Source organism: Streptomyces sp. NBC_00038, assembly GCF_026343635.1.
Taxonomy (GTDB): Bacteria; Actinomycetota; Actinomycetes; order Streptomycetales; family Streptomycetaceae; genus Streptomyces.
Window position 1 is genome coordinate 1,949,873 of sequence record NZ_JAPELQ010000001.1, and the last position, 19,256, is coordinate 1,969,128.

18 protein-coding genes are annotated in these 19,256 nt (G+C 71.0%); 2 read left to right on the forward strand and 16 right to left on the reverse strand.

Features of this window, described 5'->3' with window-relative positions; translation table 11 throughout:
• Positions 1–32: 32 nt before the first annotated feature.
• From OG219_RS09040 to rpe, 6 genes are all read right to left on the reverse strand, one after another.
• Positions 33–428 (reverse strand): hypothetical protein, encoded by a 396-nt coding sequence (locus OG219_RS09040; protein WP_266824711.1) that lies wholly within the window; start codon positions 426–428, stop codon positions 33–35.
• A gap of 119 nt (positions 429–547) precedes the next feature.
• On the reverse strand, positions 548–1,990 hold the full coding sequence (locus OG219_RS09045) for a GuaB1 family IMP dehydrogenase-related protein (RefSeq protein WP_266824713.1): 1,443 nt from the start codon (positions 1,988–1,990) through the stop codon (positions 548–550).
• Between the two features lie 169 nt (positions 1,991–2,159).
• Complete coding sequence (locus OG219_RS09050; RefSeq protein WP_266824715.1) at positions 2,160–2,585, reverse strand: barstar family protein; 426 nt, start codon at positions 2,583–2,585, stop codon at positions 2,160–2,162.
• Positions 2,582–3,010: a ribonuclease domain-containing protein gene (locus OG219_RS09055; protein WP_266824717.1), complete on the reverse strand. Its 429-nt coding sequence runs from the start codon at positions 3,008–3,010 to the stop codon at positions 2,582–2,584. Before OG219_RS09055 ends, OG219_RS09050 begins: the two co-directional genes overlap by 4 nt.
• Before the next feature lie 176 nt (positions 3,011–3,186).
• Entirely contained in the window at positions 3,187–4,230 is a 1,044-nt protein-coding gene (locus OG219_RS09060; protein ID WP_266467664.1) for a sugar-binding transcriptional regulator, read from the reverse strand.
• Positions 4,231–4,308: 78 nt separating this feature from the next.
• Positions 4,309–4,995 (reverse strand): ribulose-phosphate 3-epimerase, encoded by a 687-nt coding sequence (gene rpe, locus OG219_RS09065; protein WP_266824719.1) that lies wholly within the window; start codon positions 4,993–4,995, stop codon positions 4,309–4,311.
• 134 nt (positions 4,996–5,129) lie between these two features.
• On the opposite strand from rpe, the gene OG219_RS09070 reads away from it, so the two are divergent.
• Complete coding sequence (locus OG219_RS09070; RefSeq protein ID WP_266824721.1) at positions 5,130–7,301, forward strand: MMPL family transporter; 2,172 nt, start codon at positions 5,130–5,132, stop codon at positions 7,299–7,301.
• A gap of 7 nt (positions 7,302–7,308) precedes the next feature.
• Here the strand turns inward: OG219_RS09070 and OG219_RS09075 are convergent, their stop codons facing one another.
• Entirely contained in the window at positions 7,309–8,733 is a 1,425-nt protein-coding gene (locus OG219_RS09075) for an RsmB/NOP family class I SAM-dependent RNA methyltransferase (RefSeq protein WP_266824723.1), read from the reverse strand.
• A 109-nt stretch (positions 8,734–8,842) separates the two neighbouring features.
• Positions 8,843–9,775 (reverse strand): methionyl-tRNA formyltransferase, encoded by a 933-nt coding sequence (fmt, locus tag OG219_RS09080; protein WP_266824725.1) that lies wholly within the window; start codon positions 9,773–9,775, stop codon positions 8,843–8,845.
• 314 nt (positions 9,776–10,089) lie between these two features.
• On the opposite strand from fmt, the gene OG219_RS09085 reads away from it, so the two are divergent.
• The gene (locus OG219_RS09085; RefSeq protein ID WP_266824726.1) at positions 10,090–10,638 is read left to right on the forward strand and encodes a hypothetical protein; all 549 of its coding nucleotides are present in this window, start codon (positions 10,090–10,092) and stop codon (positions 10,636–10,638) included.
• Between the two features lie 74 nt (positions 10,639–10,712).
• Here the strand turns inward: OG219_RS09085 and OG219_RS09090 are convergent, their stop codons facing one another.
• From OG219_RS09090 to OG219_RS09125, 8 genes are all read right to left on the reverse strand, one after another.
• Entirely contained in the window at positions 10,713–12,860 is a 2,148-nt protein-coding gene (locus OG219_RS09090) for a primosomal protein N' (protein WP_266824728.1), read from the reverse strand.
• Between the two features lie 110 nt (positions 12,861–12,970).
• Positions 12,971–14,179 carry a methionine adenosyltransferase gene (gene metK, locus OG219_RS09095; RefSeq protein WP_266824730.1) on the reverse strand — a complete coding sequence of 403 codons (1,209 nt, stop codon included), beginning with the start codon at positions 14,177–14,179 and terminating at the stop codon, positions 12,971–12,973.
• Between the two features lie 273 nt (positions 14,180–14,452).
• A complete protein-coding gene (coaBC, locus tag OG219_RS09100) occupies positions 14,453–15,655 on the reverse strand; it encodes a bifunctional phosphopantothenoylcysteine decarboxylase/phosphopantothenate--cysteine ligase CoaBC (RefSeq protein ID WP_266824732.1) in 1,203 nt (400 codons plus the stop codon).
• A gap of 102 nt (positions 15,656–15,757) precedes the next feature.
• Positions 15,758–16,030: a DNA-directed RNA polymerase subunit omega gene (gene rpoZ, locus OG219_RS09105; protein WP_003982715.1), complete on the reverse strand. Its 273-nt coding sequence runs from the start codon at positions 16,028–16,030 to the stop codon at positions 15,758–15,760.
• Positions 16,031–16,066: 36 nt separating this feature from the next.
• A complete protein-coding gene (gene gmk / locus OG219_RS09110; protein ID WP_266824734.1) occupies positions 16,067–16,624 on the reverse strand; it encodes a guanylate kinase in 558 nt (185 codons plus the stop codon).
• A gap of 37 nt (positions 16,625–16,661) precedes the next feature.
• Positions 16,662–16,985: an integration host factor gene (locus OG219_RS09115; protein WP_016638838.1), complete on the reverse strand. Its 324-nt coding sequence runs from the start codon at positions 16,983–16,985 to the stop codon at positions 16,662–16,664.
• Between the two features lie 288 nt (positions 16,986–17,273).
• Positions 17,274–18,116 (reverse strand): orotidine-5'-phosphate decarboxylase, encoded by an 843-nt coding sequence (gene pyrF, locus OG219_RS09120; protein WP_266824736.1) that lies wholly within the window; start codon positions 18,114–18,116, stop codon positions 17,274–17,276.
• Complete coding sequence (locus OG219_RS09125; protein WP_266824738.1) at positions 18,113–19,219, reverse strand: quinone-dependent dihydroorotate dehydrogenase; 1,107 nt, start codon at positions 19,217–19,219, stop codon at positions 18,113–18,115. The genes pyrF and OG219_RS09125 overlap by 4 nt, the downstream gene beginning before the upstream one ends.
• Positions 19,220–19,256: the final 37 nt, after the last annotated feature.

Here is a 19,256-nt window from a genome sequence, read left to right on the forward strand (position 1 = left end):
CAGCCCCTCCGGCCCGCCGCGACAGCTCGCGGTCAACCCTCCTCCGGACCCCCCGCGACGGCTCGCGCCCGCGCCACGTCGTCCTCGTCGAAGCCCATCTGCCCGGGCCGCCCGAACGCCTCCGCCTGCGTGTCGATCCAGCGGGTGTGCGCCTCCCAGGCGGCCTGCTTGCTGGTGCCGAGGGCCGCGCCGATCTGGGACCAGGAGGCGCCCGCCTCGCGGGCCGCACGGACGGTGAGCTGACGCCCGTACGCCGCCTTGCGGGCCACCACCTCGCTGAGCGCGAGGAGTTCGAGGAGCCCGGCCCGGTCGAGCGCCTCGGCGTCGCTCCCGGCTCCGGCGAGCGATTCCCGTACGCGCAGCTCGTCGAGGCGGGCCACGGCGGTCAGCAGGGTGTGCTGCGGCTCGATGCTCTGTGGTGTCGTCATGCCCTCAGCGTTGCGTCAAGCAAACTTGACGTCAAGACGGCCTGACGCACAGGCCCCGGGACGCCGACGACCCCCGCGGTCACACCACGGGGGCCGTACGAGAACGGGGAAAGCCGCCGTCAGCTCCAGCTGGCGTGCAGCGGCTTGCCCTCGGCATAGCCGGCCGCGCTCTGGATGCCCACGATCGCCTTCTCGGCGAACTCCTCGAGCGAGTTGGCACCCGCGTAGGTGCAGGAGGAGCGGACGCCCGCGATGATCGAGTCGATCAGGTCCTCGACGCCCGGACGGGACGGGTCGAGGAACATGCGCGAGGTGGAGATGCCCTCCTCGAACAGGGCCTTGCGGGCACGGTCGTACGCCGACTCCTCGCTCGTGCGGTTCTTGACCGCGCGGGCGGACGCCATGCCGAACGACTCCTTGTACAGGCGCCCGTTCGCGTCCTGCTGAAGGTCGCCCGGGGACTCGTACGTACCGGCGAACCACGAGCCGATCATGACGTTGGACGCGCCCGCGGCCAGCGCCATCGCGACGTCGCGCGGGTGCCGTACACCACCGTCGGCCCACACGTGCTTGCCGTACTTCTTCGCCTCGGCGGCGCACTCCTTCACCGCCGAGAACTGCGGCCGGCCGACGCCGGTCATCATGCGGGTGGTGCACATGGCTCCGGGGCCCACACCGACCTTGATGATGTCCGCGCCCGCCTCGATCAGGTCGCGCACACCTTCCGCGGCGACGATGTTGCCCGCCGCGATCGGGACCCGCGGGTCGAGCGCGCGCACCGTCCTGATGGCGCTGAGCATCGACTCCTGGTGGCCGTGCGCCGTGTCGATGACGAGCGTGTCGACGCCCGCGTCGAGGAGCTGCTTGGCCTTGCCCGCGACATCGCCGTTGATGCCGACGGCGGCGGCGATGCGCAGCCGGCCGTTCGCGTCGGTGGCCGGCGTGTACAGCGTGGCGCGCAGGGCGCCCTTGCGGGTCAGGATGCCCGCGAGCCTGCCGTCCTTGTCGACGGCGGGGGCGTAGCGGCGGTTGGCGTGGTCCAGCTTGTTGAATGCCTCGCGCGGCTCGATGTCCGCGTCGAGGAGCAGCAGGTCCTTGGACATGACCTCGGACAGCTGGGTGAAGCGGTCGACGCCGGTGAGGTCGGCGTCGGTGACCACGCCGACGGGGCGGCCGTCCTCGTCCACGACGACACCCGCGTTGTGCGCGCGCTTCGGCAGCAGCGCCAGCGCGTCGGCGACCGTCTGGTGGGGGGCGAGGACGATCGGGGTGTCGAGCACCAGGTGGCGTCCCTTGACCCAGGAGACGACCTCGGTGATGACCTCGATCGGGATGTCCTGCGGGATGACCACGAGCCCGCCGCGGCGGGCGACGGTCTCGGCCATCCGGCGGCCCGCGATCGCGGTCATGTTGGCGACGACCAGCGGGATCGTGGTGCCCGAGCCGTCGGGAGAAGCGAGGTCCACACCCTGACGCGAGCCGACCGCGGAGCGGCTGGGCACCATGAAGACGTCGTCGTACGTCAGGTCGTACGGGGGCTGGATGTCATTGAGGAAACGCACGTGCTGCACATCCCGGTCGATCAGAGGTGGCCCCCGGACAGGTCAGCCAGGGGGAAGAGCACGTACTTCATTGTCCCATGTCGCCGTGTATGCACTGCCCGGGCCGATCCTCCAGACAGTCGTGCTCACGGTTCGTGGCATCCTCCGACACCGCGCCGAGGACCGCCCGCTAGCGGGACCCGGCCAGCACCATCACCACGGCCAGCGGAGTACCCGTCCCCCGCCAGTGCGCCGCCGCGTCGGCGAAGATCTCCTGAAGCAGGCGCCAGTCGACGGGCGAGACCGCCGCGTACTCCTGCCAGCCCTGTACGAGGATCAGGCGGCCCTGCTGGGCGGGCCACCACTCGAGGTCGCCGAGGCAGTCGGCGAGGGCGTCCCAGTTGGCGCCGAACCAGTCCGGCAGGCGCAGCGCGGTGGCGCACGCCGTCATGAGTCCGGCCTTTTCCGTGACGCCCGCGAGGTCCAGGACCGCGGTCTCCCAGCCCGCCTCGCGCGCGGCTTCGAGCGCGGGCTCCACGGGCAGCTGGGCGGGCCAGGACAGGACACCGGCGGACGCGCTTCCTTCGAGCACCGGCGCGAGCGGGTCGTGCGTCATCTCAGCACCGCCCTGAACGACTTGTAGTGATCATCGGTGTAGTAGATCTCGCCGCCCTGCCCGGTGACAATGCGACGGGCTCCCCGATCACTCTCGCCGGGGGTTTTGACCGTGTATTCGTGGTAGTAGCCGCGCTGGTGCCGCGGCAGCTCCCGCTCGAAGTTCCCGAAGACCGCGCCGTCCTTGGCGTACGGGAAGGGGCCGCCCTCGTCGATGAGTGCGAGGGTCTCGCGGGCCTCGGCGGGGAGCCGGGTCGCGGCGACCGTGGGCAGGTCTCCGGCCCAGGACGGGGCCGACACGTCCGCGAGGACGGTACTGGTGACGGTGGGCGACGTACCGCTGTCGGTGGACGCGCAGCCCGTGAGCAGCACTCCGAGGCAGAGAACCAGCCCGGAAAGCAGACGGGGGACGAACCGCGGCAACATGACGTCGATGCTGCCACGGCCGCCCCCACGCGGCGCGTCGTACAAACTCTCAGAACCGGTCGGAAACCGTCCCACTCAAGCCCCTCAGGACCGGTCGGGATCGGTCCCCCCAAGGACCGGTCGGGATCCACCCGGCGCCCCCTCGGGACCCGCCGGGACCCGCCCGGCTCGGCCCCTCACGGCCCGTCCGGATCCGCCCGGTTCAGCGCCGGACGCGGCGTCGTCCCCGCCGTCATCAGATAGTCCGCGGCGGAGGTGTCCGTCACCAGGCTGGTGACGAGCCCGGACCGCAGCACCGCGTCGATGGCGGCGCCCTTGCGCTGACCGCCCGCGATCGCGACGACCTCGGGGATACGGCGCAGCCGGTCCGCCTCGACGGTGATGCAGCGCTCGCCCAGGTCACGCCCGACCCGGCGGCCCTCGGTGTCGAAGAGGTGCGCGGACATCTCCGCGGCGACACCGAGGGTGGCGTAGTGGGCGCGCTCCTCCTCGGTGAGCATGTCGTGCACCGTCGAGATGCCCGCTTCCCAGGAGCCGATGGACACGCAGGCGACCGTCACCTTGTCGAAGTACTCGAAGGCGCGGGCGATCCCGGTCTGGTTGCGCAGCGCGGCCGCGGTGGCCGCGTCGGGCAGCAGCATCGGCGCGTAGATCGGGTGGGCGTCGCCACCGGAGACCTGTGCGGCCCTGCGCACGGCCTCCACCGAACCGCGCTCGGCGGTCCCGGCGTCGTACACCCCCGTCAGCTGTACCACCGTGCAGGGCGGCAACCGGTCGAGCGCCGCCGCCATGTGGATGGTGGAGCGGCCCCAGGCGAGGCCGAGCACATCACCCTCGTTCACCAGCTCGCCGAGCAGGTCCGCGGCGACCTCGCCGAGGTTCTCGGGGTCGGGCGACTCCTGGGCCTCGGCCGGGGACTCCACCACGACCGCGTGCCTCAGTCCGTACCGGGCGCGCAGCGCGTCCGAGCGCTCCGCGTCCAGTTCTGCGGGGACGCGGATCTCGATCCTCACGAGATCCCGTTCGAGAGCGGTTTCCAGGACCCTGGCCACCTTGAAGCGGCTGACGCCGAACTCCTCGGCGATCTGGATCTTGGATTTGCCCTCGAGGTAGAAGCGGCGGGCCATGGCCGCCGCCTGCACCAGCTCTGCGGGTCCCATCCGCATGGCTGACCGGCCTGCCGACATACCCGACACGGCGATCTCCTCACTGCTGTTCACACTCTGGATTCGCCGTTCATCCTCGCAGATTCGGCGTACTTGATCAGCCCGGATGGGCGGCGTTCACGTTCCCTTCGGTCAGTGGTCGCACGCCCAGGACGCCTGGGCCGTCGCGTCCTGAGCCTGCGTGCGCAATGCACGTACCGCCTGGGCCGGGTCGGATGCCCCGTACACCGCCGATCCGGCGACGAAAACGTCGGCTCCCGCCTCCGCGCACCGCTCGATCGTCGACGCCGAAACTCCGCCGTCGACCTGAAGCCAGAGCTCAAGACCGTGCTTGCTGATCAACTCGCGAGTGCGCCGGATCTTCGGGAGCATGATGTCGAGAAAGGCCTGGCCGCCGAATCCCGGCTCGACCGTCATGATCAGCAGCATGTCGAGCTCGGGAAGCAGATCCTCGTACGGCTCGATCGGGGTCGCGGGCTTGAGCGCCATGGAGGCACGGGCACCCTTGGCCCGGATTTCGCGGGCGAGCCGCACCGGCGCTGCGGCCGCCTCCACATGGAAGGTGACGGAACCAGCACCCGCTTCTACGTACTGGGGCGCCCACCGATCGGCGTCCTCGATCATCAGGTGGCAGTCCAGCGGCGTGTCCGTCGCACGGGCCAGGGACTCTACGACCGGCACACCAAGCGTGAGGTTCGGTACGAAATGGTTGTCCATGACGTCGACGTGGAGCCAGTCGGCCCCTTCCACCGCCTTTGCCTCCTCGGCAAGACGGGCGAAGTCGGCGGACAGGATGCTGGGGTTGATCTGCACGGCCATGCCCCAAGACTGCCATGCCCGGGACCGGTTGCGATCCTCGGTCCAGACCTAGGCCGTTCTGCGGATGTTGTGCCACGGCGCAACATGCCATGCTGGGCGGCCCACCGGCTCCAAGAACGGCTACGGGGGTGGCCATGACGGCCCCACAGGGGAAGCAACGGCGGGGAATCGCCTGGCTTGTCTGCGGTAAGCGCAGCAAGTGGGCGGTGGTGGGACTGTGGCTCGTGCTGCTGGTTCTCACGGCACCGTTCGCCCAGAAACTCACCGACGCCCAGGACAACGACGCGGCCTCCTGGCTGCCCGGCTCCGCCGAGTCCACCCAAGTCCTGCAGATCTCCGAGGACTTCAGGCCGGAACAGATCCCGGCGGTCGTCGTGTACGCCCGCGACGCCGGCCTCACGGCACAGGACCGTGCGCAGATCACCGAGGACGCGGCCCAGATCAAGCAGCTGACCGCGCACGGCATCCGCGGCGCGGAGACCCGGGGACCGGTCTACGACCGGGAGACCGACCCGCGCGCCGCCCAGATCCTCGTCCCCATCACGATGGACGAGAAGGGCTGGGAGGAGATCTCGCCCGCGGTCGACTCGATCCGTGAGGTGACCGGCAAGGGCGGCGAGGGGCTCGCCGTGCACATCACGGGCCCGGGCGGTACGTCCGCGGACTTCTCCGAGGCCTTCGAGGGCATCGACTCCACGCTGCTGCTCTCGGCGCTGGGCGTCGTCATCGTGATGCTGTTGCTCACCTATCGCAGCCCCACCCTGATCATCGTCCCCCTGCTCGGCGTGATCGCCGCGCTGTTCACCGCGCAGGCCCTGATCTACTTCCTCGCCGAGCACGCGGGCCTGACGGTCAACGGCCAGAGCGCGGGCATCCTCACGGTGCTCGTCTTCGGCGCGGGGACCGACTATGCCCTGCTCCTGGTCGCCCGCTACCGGGAGGAGCTGCGCCGCCACGAGGACCGCCACGAGGCCATGGCGCTTGCCCTGCACCGCGCGGGCCCGGCGGTACTGGCCTCCGGCGCGACCGTCGTCCTGAGCATGCTGGTGCTGCTGGCCGCCGAGATGAACTCGACGCGCGGCCTCGGCCCTGTCGCCGCGATCGGCGTCGCGGTCGCGCTGGTCGCGATGATGTCGCTGTTCCCCGCCCTGCTGGTGATCTTCGGCCGCTGGATCTTCTGGCCGGTGATCCCGCACCTCGGCTCCGCCGATCCGACCGAGAACGGCATCTGGGCGCGCATGGGCCGCCGTATCTCGCTGCGCCCGCGCATGATCTGGGCCGTCACGGCGGCGGCGCTCGCGCTGCTCTCGCTGGGCCTGATCCAGCTGCGCGCGGAGGGCATCAGCAACGCGGACGCCTTCACCGGCAAACCCGACTCGATCGTCGGCCAGGAGGTGTCCGCGCGCTACTTCCCCGCGGGCAGCGGCGATCCGCTCGTCATCGTGAGCAACCGCGCCCAGGCCGAGGAGGTCGGTCAGGCGGTCGCGGCCACCTCCGGTGTCGTACCGGACTCCCTCGGCCTGCCACCCGGCACGAAACCCGAGTTCGAGGGCAAGGTCCTCTTCGAGGCGACCATGACCGCGCCCGCGGACAGCGAGGCCGCGAAACAGACGGTGGAGCGGGTCCGGGACGCCGTCCACGCGGTCCCCGACGCCGACGCCCAGGTGGGCGGCGGCACCGCGTCCCTGCTCGACATGGACAAGGCGACGACCCACGACAACATCCTGATCATCCCGCTGGTGCTGGTCGTGGTGCTGCTGATCCTGGGCGCGCTGCTGCGCGCCCTGATCGCACCGCTGCTGCTCATCGGGACGGTGGTGCTGTCCTTCGCGGCAGCGCTCGGCATCAGCGCCCTGGCGTTCCGGTACGTCTTCGACTACGCGGGCGAGTCCACGGACTTCCCACTCTTCGTCTTCGTCTTCCTGGTCGCCCTGGGCATCGACTACAACATCTTCCTGACCACCCGCATCCGCGAAGAGGCGGGCCACCAGGGCACCCGCAAGGGCGTGGTGACAGGCCTGACCGCGACCGGCGCGGTCATCACCTCGGCCGGCCTGGTCCTCGCGGGCACCTTCGCCGCGCTGGCCACACTGCCGATGGTGGCCTTCGCCGAACTCGGCTTCACGGTGGCGCTCGGCGTCCTGCTCGACACGTTCATCGTGCGTTCAGTGCTGGTCACGGCCCTGTTCCTGGATGTGGGACCGAAGATCTGGTGGCCACACCGACTGGCACACGAGGACGGCGGAGAGCCGCCGCCCCCGGTGGCTCCGTCGCAGGCTCCGGAACCGGCCTCACGGCCGGACTAGCTCCAGCTCATCCGGTCCGGCGGATGAGCGCCAGATACATCGCGTCCGTCCCGTGCAGATGCGGCCACAGCTGTACGTCGGGGCCGTCGCCCAGGGCCGGTACGCCGGGCAGGAGGGGGCGGGCGTCGATGAGCTCGGCGGCGTGCTGCTTGACCACGTCGTCGACCACGGCGCGGGTCTCGGCGAGGTGCGGCGAGCAGGTCGCATAGCCGACGACACCGCCGACGCGGACCGAGTCGAGCGCCGTGCGCAGCAGCCCGCGCTGGAGCGGCGCGAAGCCCTCCAGGTCCTGGGGACGGCGCCGCCAGCGGGCCTCGGGACGGCGGCGCAGCGCGCCGAGCCCGGTGCAGGGGACGTCCATGAGTACCCGGTCGAAGGTGCCGGACCGCCACGGCGGACGGGTCCCGTCGGCGGCGATGACCTGGTACGGCCCGGGGTTCCCGGCGAGCGCCTTCGCCACAAGACCGGCCCGGTGCGGCAGCTTCTCGGAGGCGAGCAGCAGGGCACCGCGCTCGGCGGCGAGCCCGGCCAGCATGGCGGCCTTGCCACCGGGACCGGCGCACCCGTCCAGCCACGCCTTGTCGGGCCCGTCGAGCGGCGCGTTCGCCAGGGCGATCGCGACAAGCTGGCTGCCCTCGTCCTGAACGCCGGCACGGCCTTCCCGTACGGCGTCGATGGCACCCGGTTCGCCGCCCTCGCTGAGTCGCACGGCGTACGGCGACCAGCGGCCCGGCAGCGCGGACTCCTCGCCGAGCACGTCGAGGAGTTCACCGGCGGTGGACCGGCCGGGCCGGGCGACGAGGGTCACTTCGGGCCGCTCGTTGTCGGCTTCGAGCAGATCCTCGATCCCGGCGCGGCCACCGCCCAGCGCGTCCCAGAGCGCCGAGACGACCCAGCGCGGGTGCGAGTGCACGACGGCGAGATTCTCCTCGGGGTCGTCGTCGTACGGGGGTGCGACCTGCTCGATCCATGTCTCGAGATCGTGCTGCGAGACCTTCCGCAGTACGGCGTTGACGAACTTGGCCCGTCCGTCGCCGAGCACCACGCGGGCGAGCTCGACGGAGGCGGAGACCGCGGCGTGCGTCGGGATGCGGGTGCCGAGCAGCTGATGGACACCCAGGCTCAGCACATCGAGCACCGGCGGGTCGACCTCGCGCAGCGGCCGGTCGACACACGCGGCGATGACGGCGTCGTACGTCCCCTGCCGGCGCAGCGTCCCGTACACCAGCTCGGTCGCGAGGGCCGCGTCCCGTCCGTCGAAGTCGCCCTTCTCGCGCGCCTTCCGCAGCAGCGGGGGCAGCACGAGGTTCGCGTACGCGTCCCGCTCGTCCACGGCCCGCAGCGCCTCGAAGGCGAGCATGCGGACCGGGTCCTTCTGGGGGCGGCGGTAGGGCTTGCCGGGCTTACTCGGCCGACGGGACTGCTCACTCACGAAAAAGGTGCTCCGGATCCGGGAAAAGGTGCGTCTCTCAGCGTACGCCGCGGGCTGAGGTCGAGCGTGACGGTGTCGCGCCCCTCTCGATGTTGCTGCCGGAGCCCGGTCAGACCCCGAGCCGCTCCCCGGAGGTGATGCGCACCCCGCGCGCCCAGTCCGCGGCACGCATCGGCTTCTTGCCCTGGGCCTGGACCCACAGCAGCTCGACGGCGTGCGAACCGGTCCCCACGTGCACGTTGTTCTTGCCCACGCCCAGCTCGCCCGGGGTGAGGTCGGTGCGGTCGGTCGCGGGGGCGACCTGGATGAGCTTGAGCCGCTCGCCGCGGAAGACGGTCCAGGAACCGGGTGCGGGGGTGCACCCGCGCACCACCCGGTCGACGCGCAGCGCTGGGGCGGACCAGTCGACGTGGGCGTCCTCGACGGTGATCTTCGGGGCCAGCGTGATGCCGTCGGCGGGCTGCGGCACGGCCTTCAGGCTGCCGTCCTCGATCCCGTCCATGGTCGCGGCGAGCAGTCCCGAACCGGCGAAGGCGAGCCGGGTGAGCAGGTCTCCACTGGTGTCGGTGGGGCGGATCTCCTCGGTGACGGTCCCGTAGACGGGTCCGGAGTCGAGCCCCTCCTCGATGAGGAAGGTGGAGGCACCAGTGATCTCGTCCCCCGCCATGATCGAGTGCTGCACGGGCGCCGCTCCGCGCCAGGCGGGCAGCAGCGAGAAGTGCAGGTTGACCCACCCGTGCGCGGGGATGTCCAGCGCGACCCGGGGCAGCAGCGCGCCGTACGCGACCACGGGACAGCAGTCGGGCGCGATCTCCCGCAGCCGCGCCAGGAACTCCTCGTCCCGCGGCTTCACCGGCTTCAGTACCTCGATCCCGGCCTCCTCCGCCCGCTGCGCGACCGGACTCGCGACGAGGTGCCGTCCCCGCCCGGCCGGCGCGTCGGGCCGCGTGACAACGGCGGCCACCTCGTGCCGCCCGGAGGCGATCAGGGCGTCCAGAGCGGGAACGGCGACCTCGGGGGTACCTGCGAAGACGAGCTTCATGGGTGGCGGTTGACCTCTCGGACGGGAGCGCTTCAATCCCGCGCGCACGCCGGGAGCGGCGGGATGCGGGGCAGCGCACCAGTCTATGCGGGGCGGGGGGTTGGGGGCGCGGGGGCGCCCCACGACGCAAAAACACCCGCACAGCGTCAACACTCCACCGGGGGCGTACGCCCCACGACGCGCCCCGTGCATATGCCCTTACGCCCCCGCAGCGTGACCACTCACCCTTAAACGCGTTGGTCAAGAAAGAGTTGACCACAACGGGCCGCAATCGCGGCCCGATCCTTTTCAACGCCGGTTCGAGAGGCTTGTTCATGGCCGACCACGCAACCCACGACGCCCAGGCTCGGGCCAGCCTGCACTTGCTGGTGCGGGACATCGAGCGGGTCCGCCGGCAGGTGGACGCACTGCGCACGCTCACCGCCCAGCTGGGCAACGTCTATCGCCCGCGCCGCTCCGGCCCCTCCGCGGGCTTCGTCGTCTACGGACGCGCCCCCGCCCCGACCGTCCGTCTCGCCCAGGAGCTGCGGGACAGCGTCGAGACCCTGGTCACGGCTGCCGTGGACTTCGACCGCTCACTGGGTTTCTCGTGGGACGCGGTGGGCTCCGCCCTCGGAGTCACCAAGCAGGCGGTGCACCGCCGCTACGGCGCCCGCCGCGCCACCGCCCAGGCCGCCGCGGAGGCGGAGCGCGCCACAGAGCCGGCGGGCAACCACACCGTCGCCGTCAACACCGGCATCCCCACGGTGCCGGTACCGACGGTCCCCGCCGCACGCTCCATGCCCACCCAGCCGACGGCGGGCAGCCCCACTCTCCGCGAAGAGGTGAGGCCCACCGCATTCCCGGGGCCGCGCAACGGCTGACCTTCCACCCACGCCTGCCTCCCGGCGCCGACAGGCCCGGGAGGCAGCTCCATGCCCACGCCCGCCGACACGCCTCACCCGATGTCCGGCGGATCGATCCGAATCCGTACGGGCTCGCTCCCCCCACGAGCCATCCGCGCCGCCTGCGCGGCCTTCAACGCCGCCGCCAGCGCGGCCCCGCTCCCGGGAGGCACCCGGACGAGGGCCCGCTCCCAGTGCTCACCGGGAGGTGGCCCTCCGGTCCGCCGAGGACGCCCGGCCTCCGTGACATGCATCGGCACGGGCCCCAACACCTCGGCATCACGGGGCAGTTCGGCCGCGTCGAGGAACCCCGCCAGTGCCTCCGGCGTACCGGACACGGCCGCCATCCGCGACACCGGCGGAAACCCGAGCTCGGCGCGCTCGGCGAGTTCGCGTACGGCATGCCCGACGGGATCCCACCGTACGAGCGCCTGCACGGGCCGCAACGTCGGCTCGGCGACGACGACCACGGTCCCTCCGGCACCCTGCGGACGCACCAGCGCCGCCGCCCCGATCCACCGGCGCAGAGCCTCCTCACCGGCTCGCAGATCGGGCCGGCCGAGCATCGCCCAGCCGTCGAGCAGCAGAGCGGCCGCGTACCCGCCGTCGGCGACGGGCTCGGCCCCCGGCGTGCTCACCACGAGCGCGGGCGCCCCCGGCACCGTGTCGAGCACCTGCTCCCGCCCCGACGTCCGTACGGGCACGGCGGGAAACGCCCGCCCCAGCTCCTCCGCGGTTCGCCGGGCCCCCACGATCTGCGCCCGCAGCCGGAACCCGCCGCACTCGGGACAGTGCCAGGCCGCCTCGTCCCGCCCGCACCACGTGCACCGCAGCGCCCCCGCGTCCTGCGCCTCCAACGGCCCCGCACAATGCCGGCACCGCGCGGCCGCCCGGCACTGCGCACAGGCCATCCGCGGCACGTACCCCCGCCGAGGCACCTGCACCAGCACAGGTCCGTGCCGCAACCCCTCCCGCACCACCTGCCAAGCAAGCGTCGGCAACCGCGCGGCCCGAGCAGCCTCGTCCCGCGCAAGATCCCCGTCCCCCACGGTCCGCACCAACGGCGCGACCCCCCGCACCTGCTCCCGCTCAGCAACCAGCGGCAACGCCCACCCACTCTCGACGAGCTGGGCGGCCTCGACCGTGCAACCCCAACTCCCCAGCAGGAAAGCGCACTTGTCGTGAGCGGCTCGCAGCAGGAGCACCTCCCGCGCATGCGGCTGAGGCGCGTGCAGCTCACTGTGACTGCCGTCCCCGTCGTCCCAGATGACGACGAGCCCCAGATCCCGCACGGGCGCGAACATGGCGGCCCGGGTCCCCACAACGGCCCGTACGGACCCACGCCGCACGGCAAGCCACTCCCGATACCGCTTCTCCGGCCCGGCCTCCGCGGTGAGCACGGCATGCCGCCCCTCCCCCAGCAGCGAGGTCAGCGCGGCGTCCACGCGTGAGACGGCCCGCCCGTCCGGTACGACCACGAGCGCACCCCGCCCGGAGGCGAGCGCCGCCGCCACGGCCCGCGCCAACTCCTCGGCCCAGCCAGGACCCGGCAAGGCGTTCCACACAGCTCTCGGCGCCCCACCCGCCGCGAGCGACTCCAGAAACGCCGCCCCCCGCCCGTACCGCGCCCAGGACCCCACCTCGGGCACCCCGGGAACCGGAAGCGGCGCGGGCGAATCCTTGCCCTCCGCCCGGGCATTGCGCGGCGGAACGGCCAACTGCAGCACATCGGCAAGGCTGCCCGCATACCGGTCGGCGACAGCGCGCGTGAGCCCCAGCAACTCCTCACTCAACACCGGCTCGGGCGAGACCACTTGAGCCAGCGCAGCCAAGGGCCCGGAGTAGTCCGACTCCGCGAGCCGCTCGACGAGAAACCCGTCGATCAGCCCCCCGCCCTCACGCCGCCCCTCACGCACCCGATGCCGCCCGGCCCCGAACCGCACCCGCACCCGCACACCGGGCTGCGCCTGCGCATCGAGCTCCTCCGGCACGGCGTAGTCGAAGTACCGGTCGAGATGCAGCACACCCTTGTCGACCAACACCCGCGCGACCGGCAACTCCTTCGCCAGCGCGGCCCCCCGCCACGTCCGCGGCTTCGCCTTGGGCGCCGCGGCCTTCCGCACACTCTCCCGAATCAACGCAAGCTGCTCGGGCGGCGCACCCTCCGCACCACCGTCACCGTCCCCATTCGCGCTGCTCACAGCAATATTCCTACCAGACCCCACTGACAGTGCCGCGCGCCCGGGATCGGCGGAGAAACACCGAGGCCCGGCACCCCCAAAGGGCACCGGGCCTCGCCACACAACCAGCCCTACAGGCCAACAGCCTTCCGCAGCGCTTCAACCCGGTCCGTCCGCTCCCACGTGAAGTCGGGCAGCTCGCGCCCGAAGTGACCGTACGCGGCGGTCTGGGAGTAGATCGGGCGGAGCAGGTCGAGGTCGCGGATGATGGCCGCCGGGCGGAGGTCGAAGACCTCGGTGATGGCGGTCTCGATCTTCTCGGCGTCGACCTTGGCGGTGCCGAAGGTCTCGACGAAGAGGCCGACGGGCTCGGCCTTGCCGATGGCGTAGGCGACCTGGACCTCGCAGCGGGTGGCGAGACCCGCTGCGACGACGTTCTTGGCGACCCAGCGCATCGCGTACGCCGCGGAGCGGTCGACCTTGGACGGGTCCTTGCCGGAGAAGGCGCCGCCGCCGTGGCGGGCCATGCCGCCGTACGTGTCGATGATGATCTTGCGGCCGGTCAGGCCGGCGTCGCCCATCGGGCCGCCGATCTCGAAGCGGCCGGTCGGGTTCACCAGGAGGCGGTAGCCCTCGGTCTCCAGCTTGATGCCGTCGTCCAGGAGGGCCTTCAGCTCGGGCTCGACCACGAACTCGCGGATGTCGGGAGCCAGGAGCGATTCCAGGTCGATGTCCGAGGCGTGCTGCGAGGAGACGACGACGGTGTCCAGGCGGACCGCCTTGTCGCCGTCGTACTCGATGGTGACCTGGGTCTTGCCGTCGGGGCGCAGGTACGGGATGGTCCCGTTCTTGCGGACCTCGGAGAGGCGGCGCGCGAGGCGGTGCGCGAGGTGGATCGGGAGCGGCATCAGCGCCGGCGTCTCGTCCGTCGCGTAGCCGAACATCAGGCCCTGGTCGCCGGCGCCCTGCTTGTCGAGCTCGTCCTCATCCCCCTCGACACGCTTCTCGTACGCCGTGTCGACGCCCTGCGCGATGTCGGGCGACTGCGAGCCGATGGACACCGAAACGCCACAGGACGCGCCGTCGAAGCCCTTCTTCGAGGAGTCGTAACCGATCTCGAGGATCTTGTCACGCACAAGCTGCGCGATCGGCGCGTACGCCTTGGTGGTGACCTCTCCGGCCACGTGCACCAGGCCGGTCGTGATCAGCGTCTCCACGGCGACCCGGGAATGCGGGTCCTCGCGCAGAAGCGCGTCGAGAATGGTGTCGCTGATCTGGTCAGCGATCTTGTCGGGGTGACCCTCGGTCACAGACTCCGAGGTGAACAGACGACGGGACACAACGCTCCCTGAGGTTGCAGCGGCTGCTGGCTGATCATTGGCGGACGGTCGGGGGCTGCGCCCGGCATCGTCCGAGAACAGTTTATCGGTCACACTCGCCTACAGGCCCACCTGTCTCGCTTCTCGGAAGCGCTGTGACCTGCGGCACGGGCATTCTCCGCTATGACGCTCGTTCTCCGCCAGGGTCGCCACGCCCGTTTTTGCGCGCCCTGAGGCGCCCGTTGAGGCAAATGAGACGTTCCCTCCAGCGGAGATTTCACGCGATTGAGACGTTCACCCGAGCCGGGGCACCACCAGATCCCACACGGTGTCCGCCAGCGCCTCCTTCGGCCCGTACGGCACCGGGGTCTCGCTGCCGTCGGCTCCGAGCACCACGGCCTCGTTCTCCTCGGCGCCGAAGGTCTTGCGCTCACCGACCTCGTTCACCACGAGGAGGTCGCAGCCCTTGCGCTCGAGTTTCGTACGTCCGTTGGCCAGTACGTCGTCCGTCTCGGCGGCGAAACCGACGACCACCTGGCCGGGACGGGACCGGTCCGCCGAGATCTCGGCGAGGATGTCCGGGTTCCGGACGAGCACGATCGGCTCCGGCTCCTGGCCGTCCTTCTTCTTGATCTTTCCTGCGGCGTACGCCGCAGGGCGGAAGTCCGCCACGGCCGCCGCCATGACCACCGCGTCGGCGTCCGGGACCGCCTTCAGCACCGCCTCGCGCAGCTGAAGTGCGGTTCCGACCTGTACGACGTCCACGCCGGCCGGGTCCGGCAGTCCGGTGTTGGCGGCGATCAGCGTGACCCGGGCGCCTCGCGCGGCCGCCGTACGGGCGAGGGCGTACCCCTGCTTGCCGGAGGAGCGGTTGCCGAGGAAGCGGACGGGGTCGAGCGGCTCGCGTGTGCCGCCCGCACTGACGACGACATGACGGCCGGCGAGATCCGGCTCGGCCACGCCACGCGCGAGCACCCGGCGGCACACCTCGTAGATCTCCGAGGGCTCGGGCAGCCGCCCCTTGCCGGTGTCGACGCCGGTCAGCCGCCCGACGGCGGGCTCGATGACGACCGCGCCCCTGCGGCGCAGCGTCGCCACGTTCTCCTGCGTGGCCGGGTGCTCCCACATCTCGGTGTGCATGGCGGGCGCGAAGACGACCGGACAGCGGGCGGTGAGCAGGGTGTTCGTGAGGAGGTCGTCGGCGATGCCGTGGGCCGCCTTGGCGAGCATGTCGGCCGTCGCCGGGGCCACGACGACGAGGTCGGCGTGCTGCCCGATGCGGACGTGCGGCACCTCGTGGACGTCCGACCAGACCTCGGTCGAGACGGGGTGGCCGGAGAGTGCGGACCAGGTGGCGGCGCCGACGAAGTGCAGGGCGGACGCGGTCGGTACGACGCGTACGTCATGACCGGACTCGGTCAGCCGACGCAGCAGCTCACAGGCCTTGTACGCGGCGATGCCGCCACTGACCCCCAGCACGACCTTGGGCTTGTCCACCGGGCCTCCCCACTCTCGAAAACGTTCAACCCCATGACACACCACAGGCCCGACAGTCGCGCTGCCGGGCCTGGGATGAAGAAATGCGACGAAAACCAATTACTACTGAGCGGGGCCCTCAACGGCCTCGGACGTCAGCAGGCCCGCGTTGATCTCGCGCAGGGCGATAGAAAGCGGCTTCTCGTGGACGTGGGTGTCCACCAGGGGACCGACGTACTCGAGGAGGCCCTCACCGAGCTGCGAGTAGTACGCGTTGATCTGACGGGCACGCTTGGCCGCGTAGATCACCAGGCTGTACTTCGAGTCGGTGGCTTCGAGGAGCTCGTCGATCGGAGGGTTGATGATGCCCTCGGGAGCGGTGATGGAAGAGGACACGCTCTGCCTTCCGAAAAGGGAAAAAGACCTGAAAGATCAAACAACTTCCATCAAGGCTAGCAGCTCACGCGCTACATCCTCGACGGAGGTGTTGACAAGGGTGACATCGAACTCGGTCTCGGCCGCCAGTTCGATCTTGGCCGCCTCCAGGCGACGCGCGATCACCTCGGGCGGCTCGGTGCCCCGGCCGGTGAGCCTGCGCACCAGCTCCTCCCAGGAGGGAGGGGCCAGGAACACGAGCAGGGCCTCCGGCATGGACTCGCGGACCTGCCGGGCGCCCTGGAGATCGATCTCCAGGAGGACCGGCACACCTGCCTCCAGGTGCTCCAGGACGGCCGTACGCGGCGTCCCGTAGCGGTTGCCGGCGAATTCGGCCCACTCGAGCAGCTCGCCGTTGGCGATCAGCTTGTCCATCTCCTCGTCACTGACGAAGAAGTAGTGGACTCCATGCTTCTCACCGGGGCGCGGCCTGCGGGTCGTCGCCGACACCGAGAGCCAGACCTCGGGGTGTTCCTTGCGCATATGGGCGACGACCGTGCTCTTGCCGACCCCTGAGGGGCCGGAGAGCACGGTCAGCCGCGGACGTTCACTCATGCAGCGATTATTCCAGCAATCCCGGTATGCCCAGGACTCAGGCGCCGGAGCCGCCGAACTCACGCTCCAAGGAGGCGATCTGGTTCGAGCCGAGGCCGCGTACACGACGGCTCTCGGAGATCCCGAGTCGCTCCATGATCTGCTTGGCGCGGACCTTGCCCACGCCCGGCAGGGACTCCAGGAGAGCGGAGACCTTCATCTTGCCGATGACGTCGTTCTCCTGGCCCTGCTTGATGACCTCGTGAAGGGAGGCGCCGGAGTGCTTGAGTCGATTCTTGACCTCGGCCCGCTCCCGGCGAGCCGCGGCGGCCTTTTCGAGCGCGGCTGCGCGCTGTTCAGGGGTAAGGGGCGGAAGAGCCACGCCTACGTCACCTCGGATGTCGAACTGTCGGATACGGACCGGTGAGGAACCTAGTCGCCCCACACCTGGGTAGCTACGAGCAACACGCTTGCCCGTTCGCTCTCGACGGAGACTAGCGGGCAAGTGCGCCAGAGTCAGCGAGAACAGCGGAAAAGTCCTGGTCAGCCTCCCCGGAGCCCGACATTTCCGACATATCTCCCCGGATTTGAGGATGTATTCAGACTCGGAGCGGACTCGGAGCCCTCCAAAGACACTCGTCGGAGGACTGCCGAACGCCCGTCGGAGGACTCAGGCAGCCGCCACAGCGGCCCTGATCTCCTCCGCGAAGCCTTCTGCGACCTCCCGCAGCGCGACGACATCGGGACCGTGACGCAGAACACCCCGGCTGACGTTCGGTACGACATTGCGCACCGCCGCGCCGAAGACACCCGCGAGATCGGCCGCGGTGGCCCCCTGAGCGCCGATCCCGGGCGCGAGGAGCGGTCCGTTGATGTCCAGGTCGTACGAGGAGAGATCGCCCAGCGTGGCGCCCACCACCGCCCCGAAGGAGCCCAGGGGCGTCTCCCCCGCGTTCTCGGCGGCGAGATGGGCCAGCATGGTCGCTCCGACGTCACGGCCGTCCGCACGGACCGCGTGCTGCACCTCGCCGCCCTCCGGGTTGGAGGTGAGCGCGAGGACGAAGAGGCCGGCGCCGCTCTCGCGGGCCAGCTCGACCGCGGGCTTCAGTGAGCCGTAGCCCAGGTACGGCGACACGGTCAGCGCGTCCGAGAACAGCGGCGCGTCCTTGCGCAGGAAGGTCTCCGCGTACGCGGCCATGGTCGAGCCGATGTCGCCGCGCTTGGCGTCCATCACGACCAGCGCGCCGGCCGCCCGCGCCTCCTCGACCGACTTCTCCAGGACGGCGATGCCGCGCGACCCGAAGCGCTCGAAGAACGCGCTCTGCGGCTTCAGGACGGCGACCCGGTCCGCCAGTGCCTCGACGACGGTGCGGCTGAAGCGCTCCAGGCCCGCGATGTCGTCCTCGAGCCCCCAGTCGGCGAGCAGCGAGGCGTGCGGGTCGATTCCGACGCACAGCGGGCCGCGGTCGTCCATGGCGCGGCGAAGACGTGCGCCGAAGGGTTCCAGGCTCATGCGGACTTCCTCACGTCGGCGCCGACCGCGTCGGCGAGGGTGGCGTACGGGCTGGTGCGGAGGCGGGCGGCGAGCCCCTTGTGGATGGCGCGTCCCCAGAAGGGGCCCTCGTAGATGAAGGCGCTGTAGCCCTGGACCAGCGTGGCGCCCGCCAGGATGCGCTGCCAGGCGTCCTCGGCGTCCTCGATGCCGCCGACGCCCACCAGGGTGATCCGGTCGCCCACGCGCGCGTAGAGGCGGCGCAGCACCTCCAGGGAGCGCGATTTCAGCGGCGCTCCGGAGAGTCCGCCGGTCTCCTCGACCAGGGAGGGCTGGGACTTCAGACCGAGTCCATCGCGCGCGATGGTGGTGTTCGTGGCGATGATCCCGTCCAGGCCGAGTTCGACGGCGAGGTCGGCGACCGCGTCGATGTCGTTGTCGGCGAGGTCGGGCGCGATCTTGACGAGGAGCGGGACGCGCCGGTCGGTGACCGCGCGGTCGGCGGCCTCGCGGACGGCGCTCAGCAGCGGCCGGAGCGCTTCCGTGGCCTGGAGGTTGCGCAGGCCGGGGGTGTTCGGCGAGCTGACGTTGACGACGAGGTAGTCGGCGTGGCGGGCCAGCCGCTCGGTCGACTTCACGTAGTCGCCGACGGCCTCCGCCTCGGGGACGAGCTTGGTCTTGCCGATGTTGACGCCGACGACGGTCCTGAAGACGGGCGTACGGGCCGCCAGGCGCTCGGAGACGGCCGCGGAGCCCTCGTTGTTGAACCCCATGCGGTTGATCAGCGCGCGGTCCGGCACAAGGCGGAACAGGCGCTTCTTGGGGTTGCCCGGCTGAGGCTCCCCGGTGACCGTGCCGATCTCGATGTGGTCGAAGCCGAGCATCGACATCCCGTCGATCGCGACGGCGTTCTTGTCGAAGCCGGCCGCGAGCCCGAAGGGACCGTGCATCCGCAGTCCGAACGCCTCGGTGCGCAGTTCCTCGTGGCGGGGCGCGAGCGCGGCCGCGACGAAGGTGCGGAGCACGGGCATGCGGGCGGCGAGGCGGATCCAGCGGAAGGCCAGGTGGTGGGCCTGCTCGGGGTCCATGCGCTGGAAGACGAGCCGGAAGAAAATCCTGTACATGATCAGTGTCCTCACGAAAGGCCCCACAAGACAGAGC

Bases quoted from the DNA above. Each gene is read 5' to 3' on its own strand.
- OG219_RS09040 (WP_266824711.1), bottom strand. From the start codon at position 428: ATGACGACACCACAGAGCATCGAGCCGCAGCACACCCTGCTGACCGCC.
- OG219_RS09050 (WP_266824715.1), bottom strand. From the start codon at position 2,585: ATGACGCACGACCCGCTCGCGCCGGTGCTCGAAGGAAGCGCGTCCGCC.
- OG219_RS09055 (WP_266824717.1), bottom strand. From the start codon at position 3,010: ATGTTGCCGCGGTTCGTCCCCCGTCTGCTTTCCGGGCTGGTTCTCTGC.
- rpe (WP_266824719.1), bottom strand. From the start codon at position 4,995: ATGGCCGTGCAGATCAACCCCAGCATCCTGTCCGCCGACTTCGCCCGT.
- OG219_RS09070 (WP_266824721.1), top strand. From the start codon at position 5,130: ATGACGGCCCCACAGGGGAAGCAACGGCGGGGAATCGCCTGGCTTGTC.
- fmt (WP_266824725.1), bottom strand. From the start codon at position 9,775: ATGAAGCTCGTCTTCGCAGGTACCCCCGAGGTCGCCGTTCCCGCTCTG.
- OG219_RS09085 (WP_266824726.1), top strand. From the start codon at position 10,090: ATGGCCGACCACGCAACCCACGACGCCCAGGCTCGGGCCAGCCTGCAC.
- gmk (WP_266824734.1), bottom strand. From the start codon at position 16,624: ATGAGTGAACGTCCGCGGCTGACCGTGCTCTCCGGCCCCTCAGGGGTC.
- pyrF (WP_266824736.1), bottom strand. From the start codon at position 18,116: ATGAGCCTGGAACCCTTCGGCGCACGTCTTCGCCGCGCCATGGACGAC.
- OG219_RS09125 (WP_266824738.1), bottom strand. From the start codon at position 19,219: ATGTACAGGATTTTCTTCCGGCTCGTCTTCCAGCGCATGGACCCCGAG.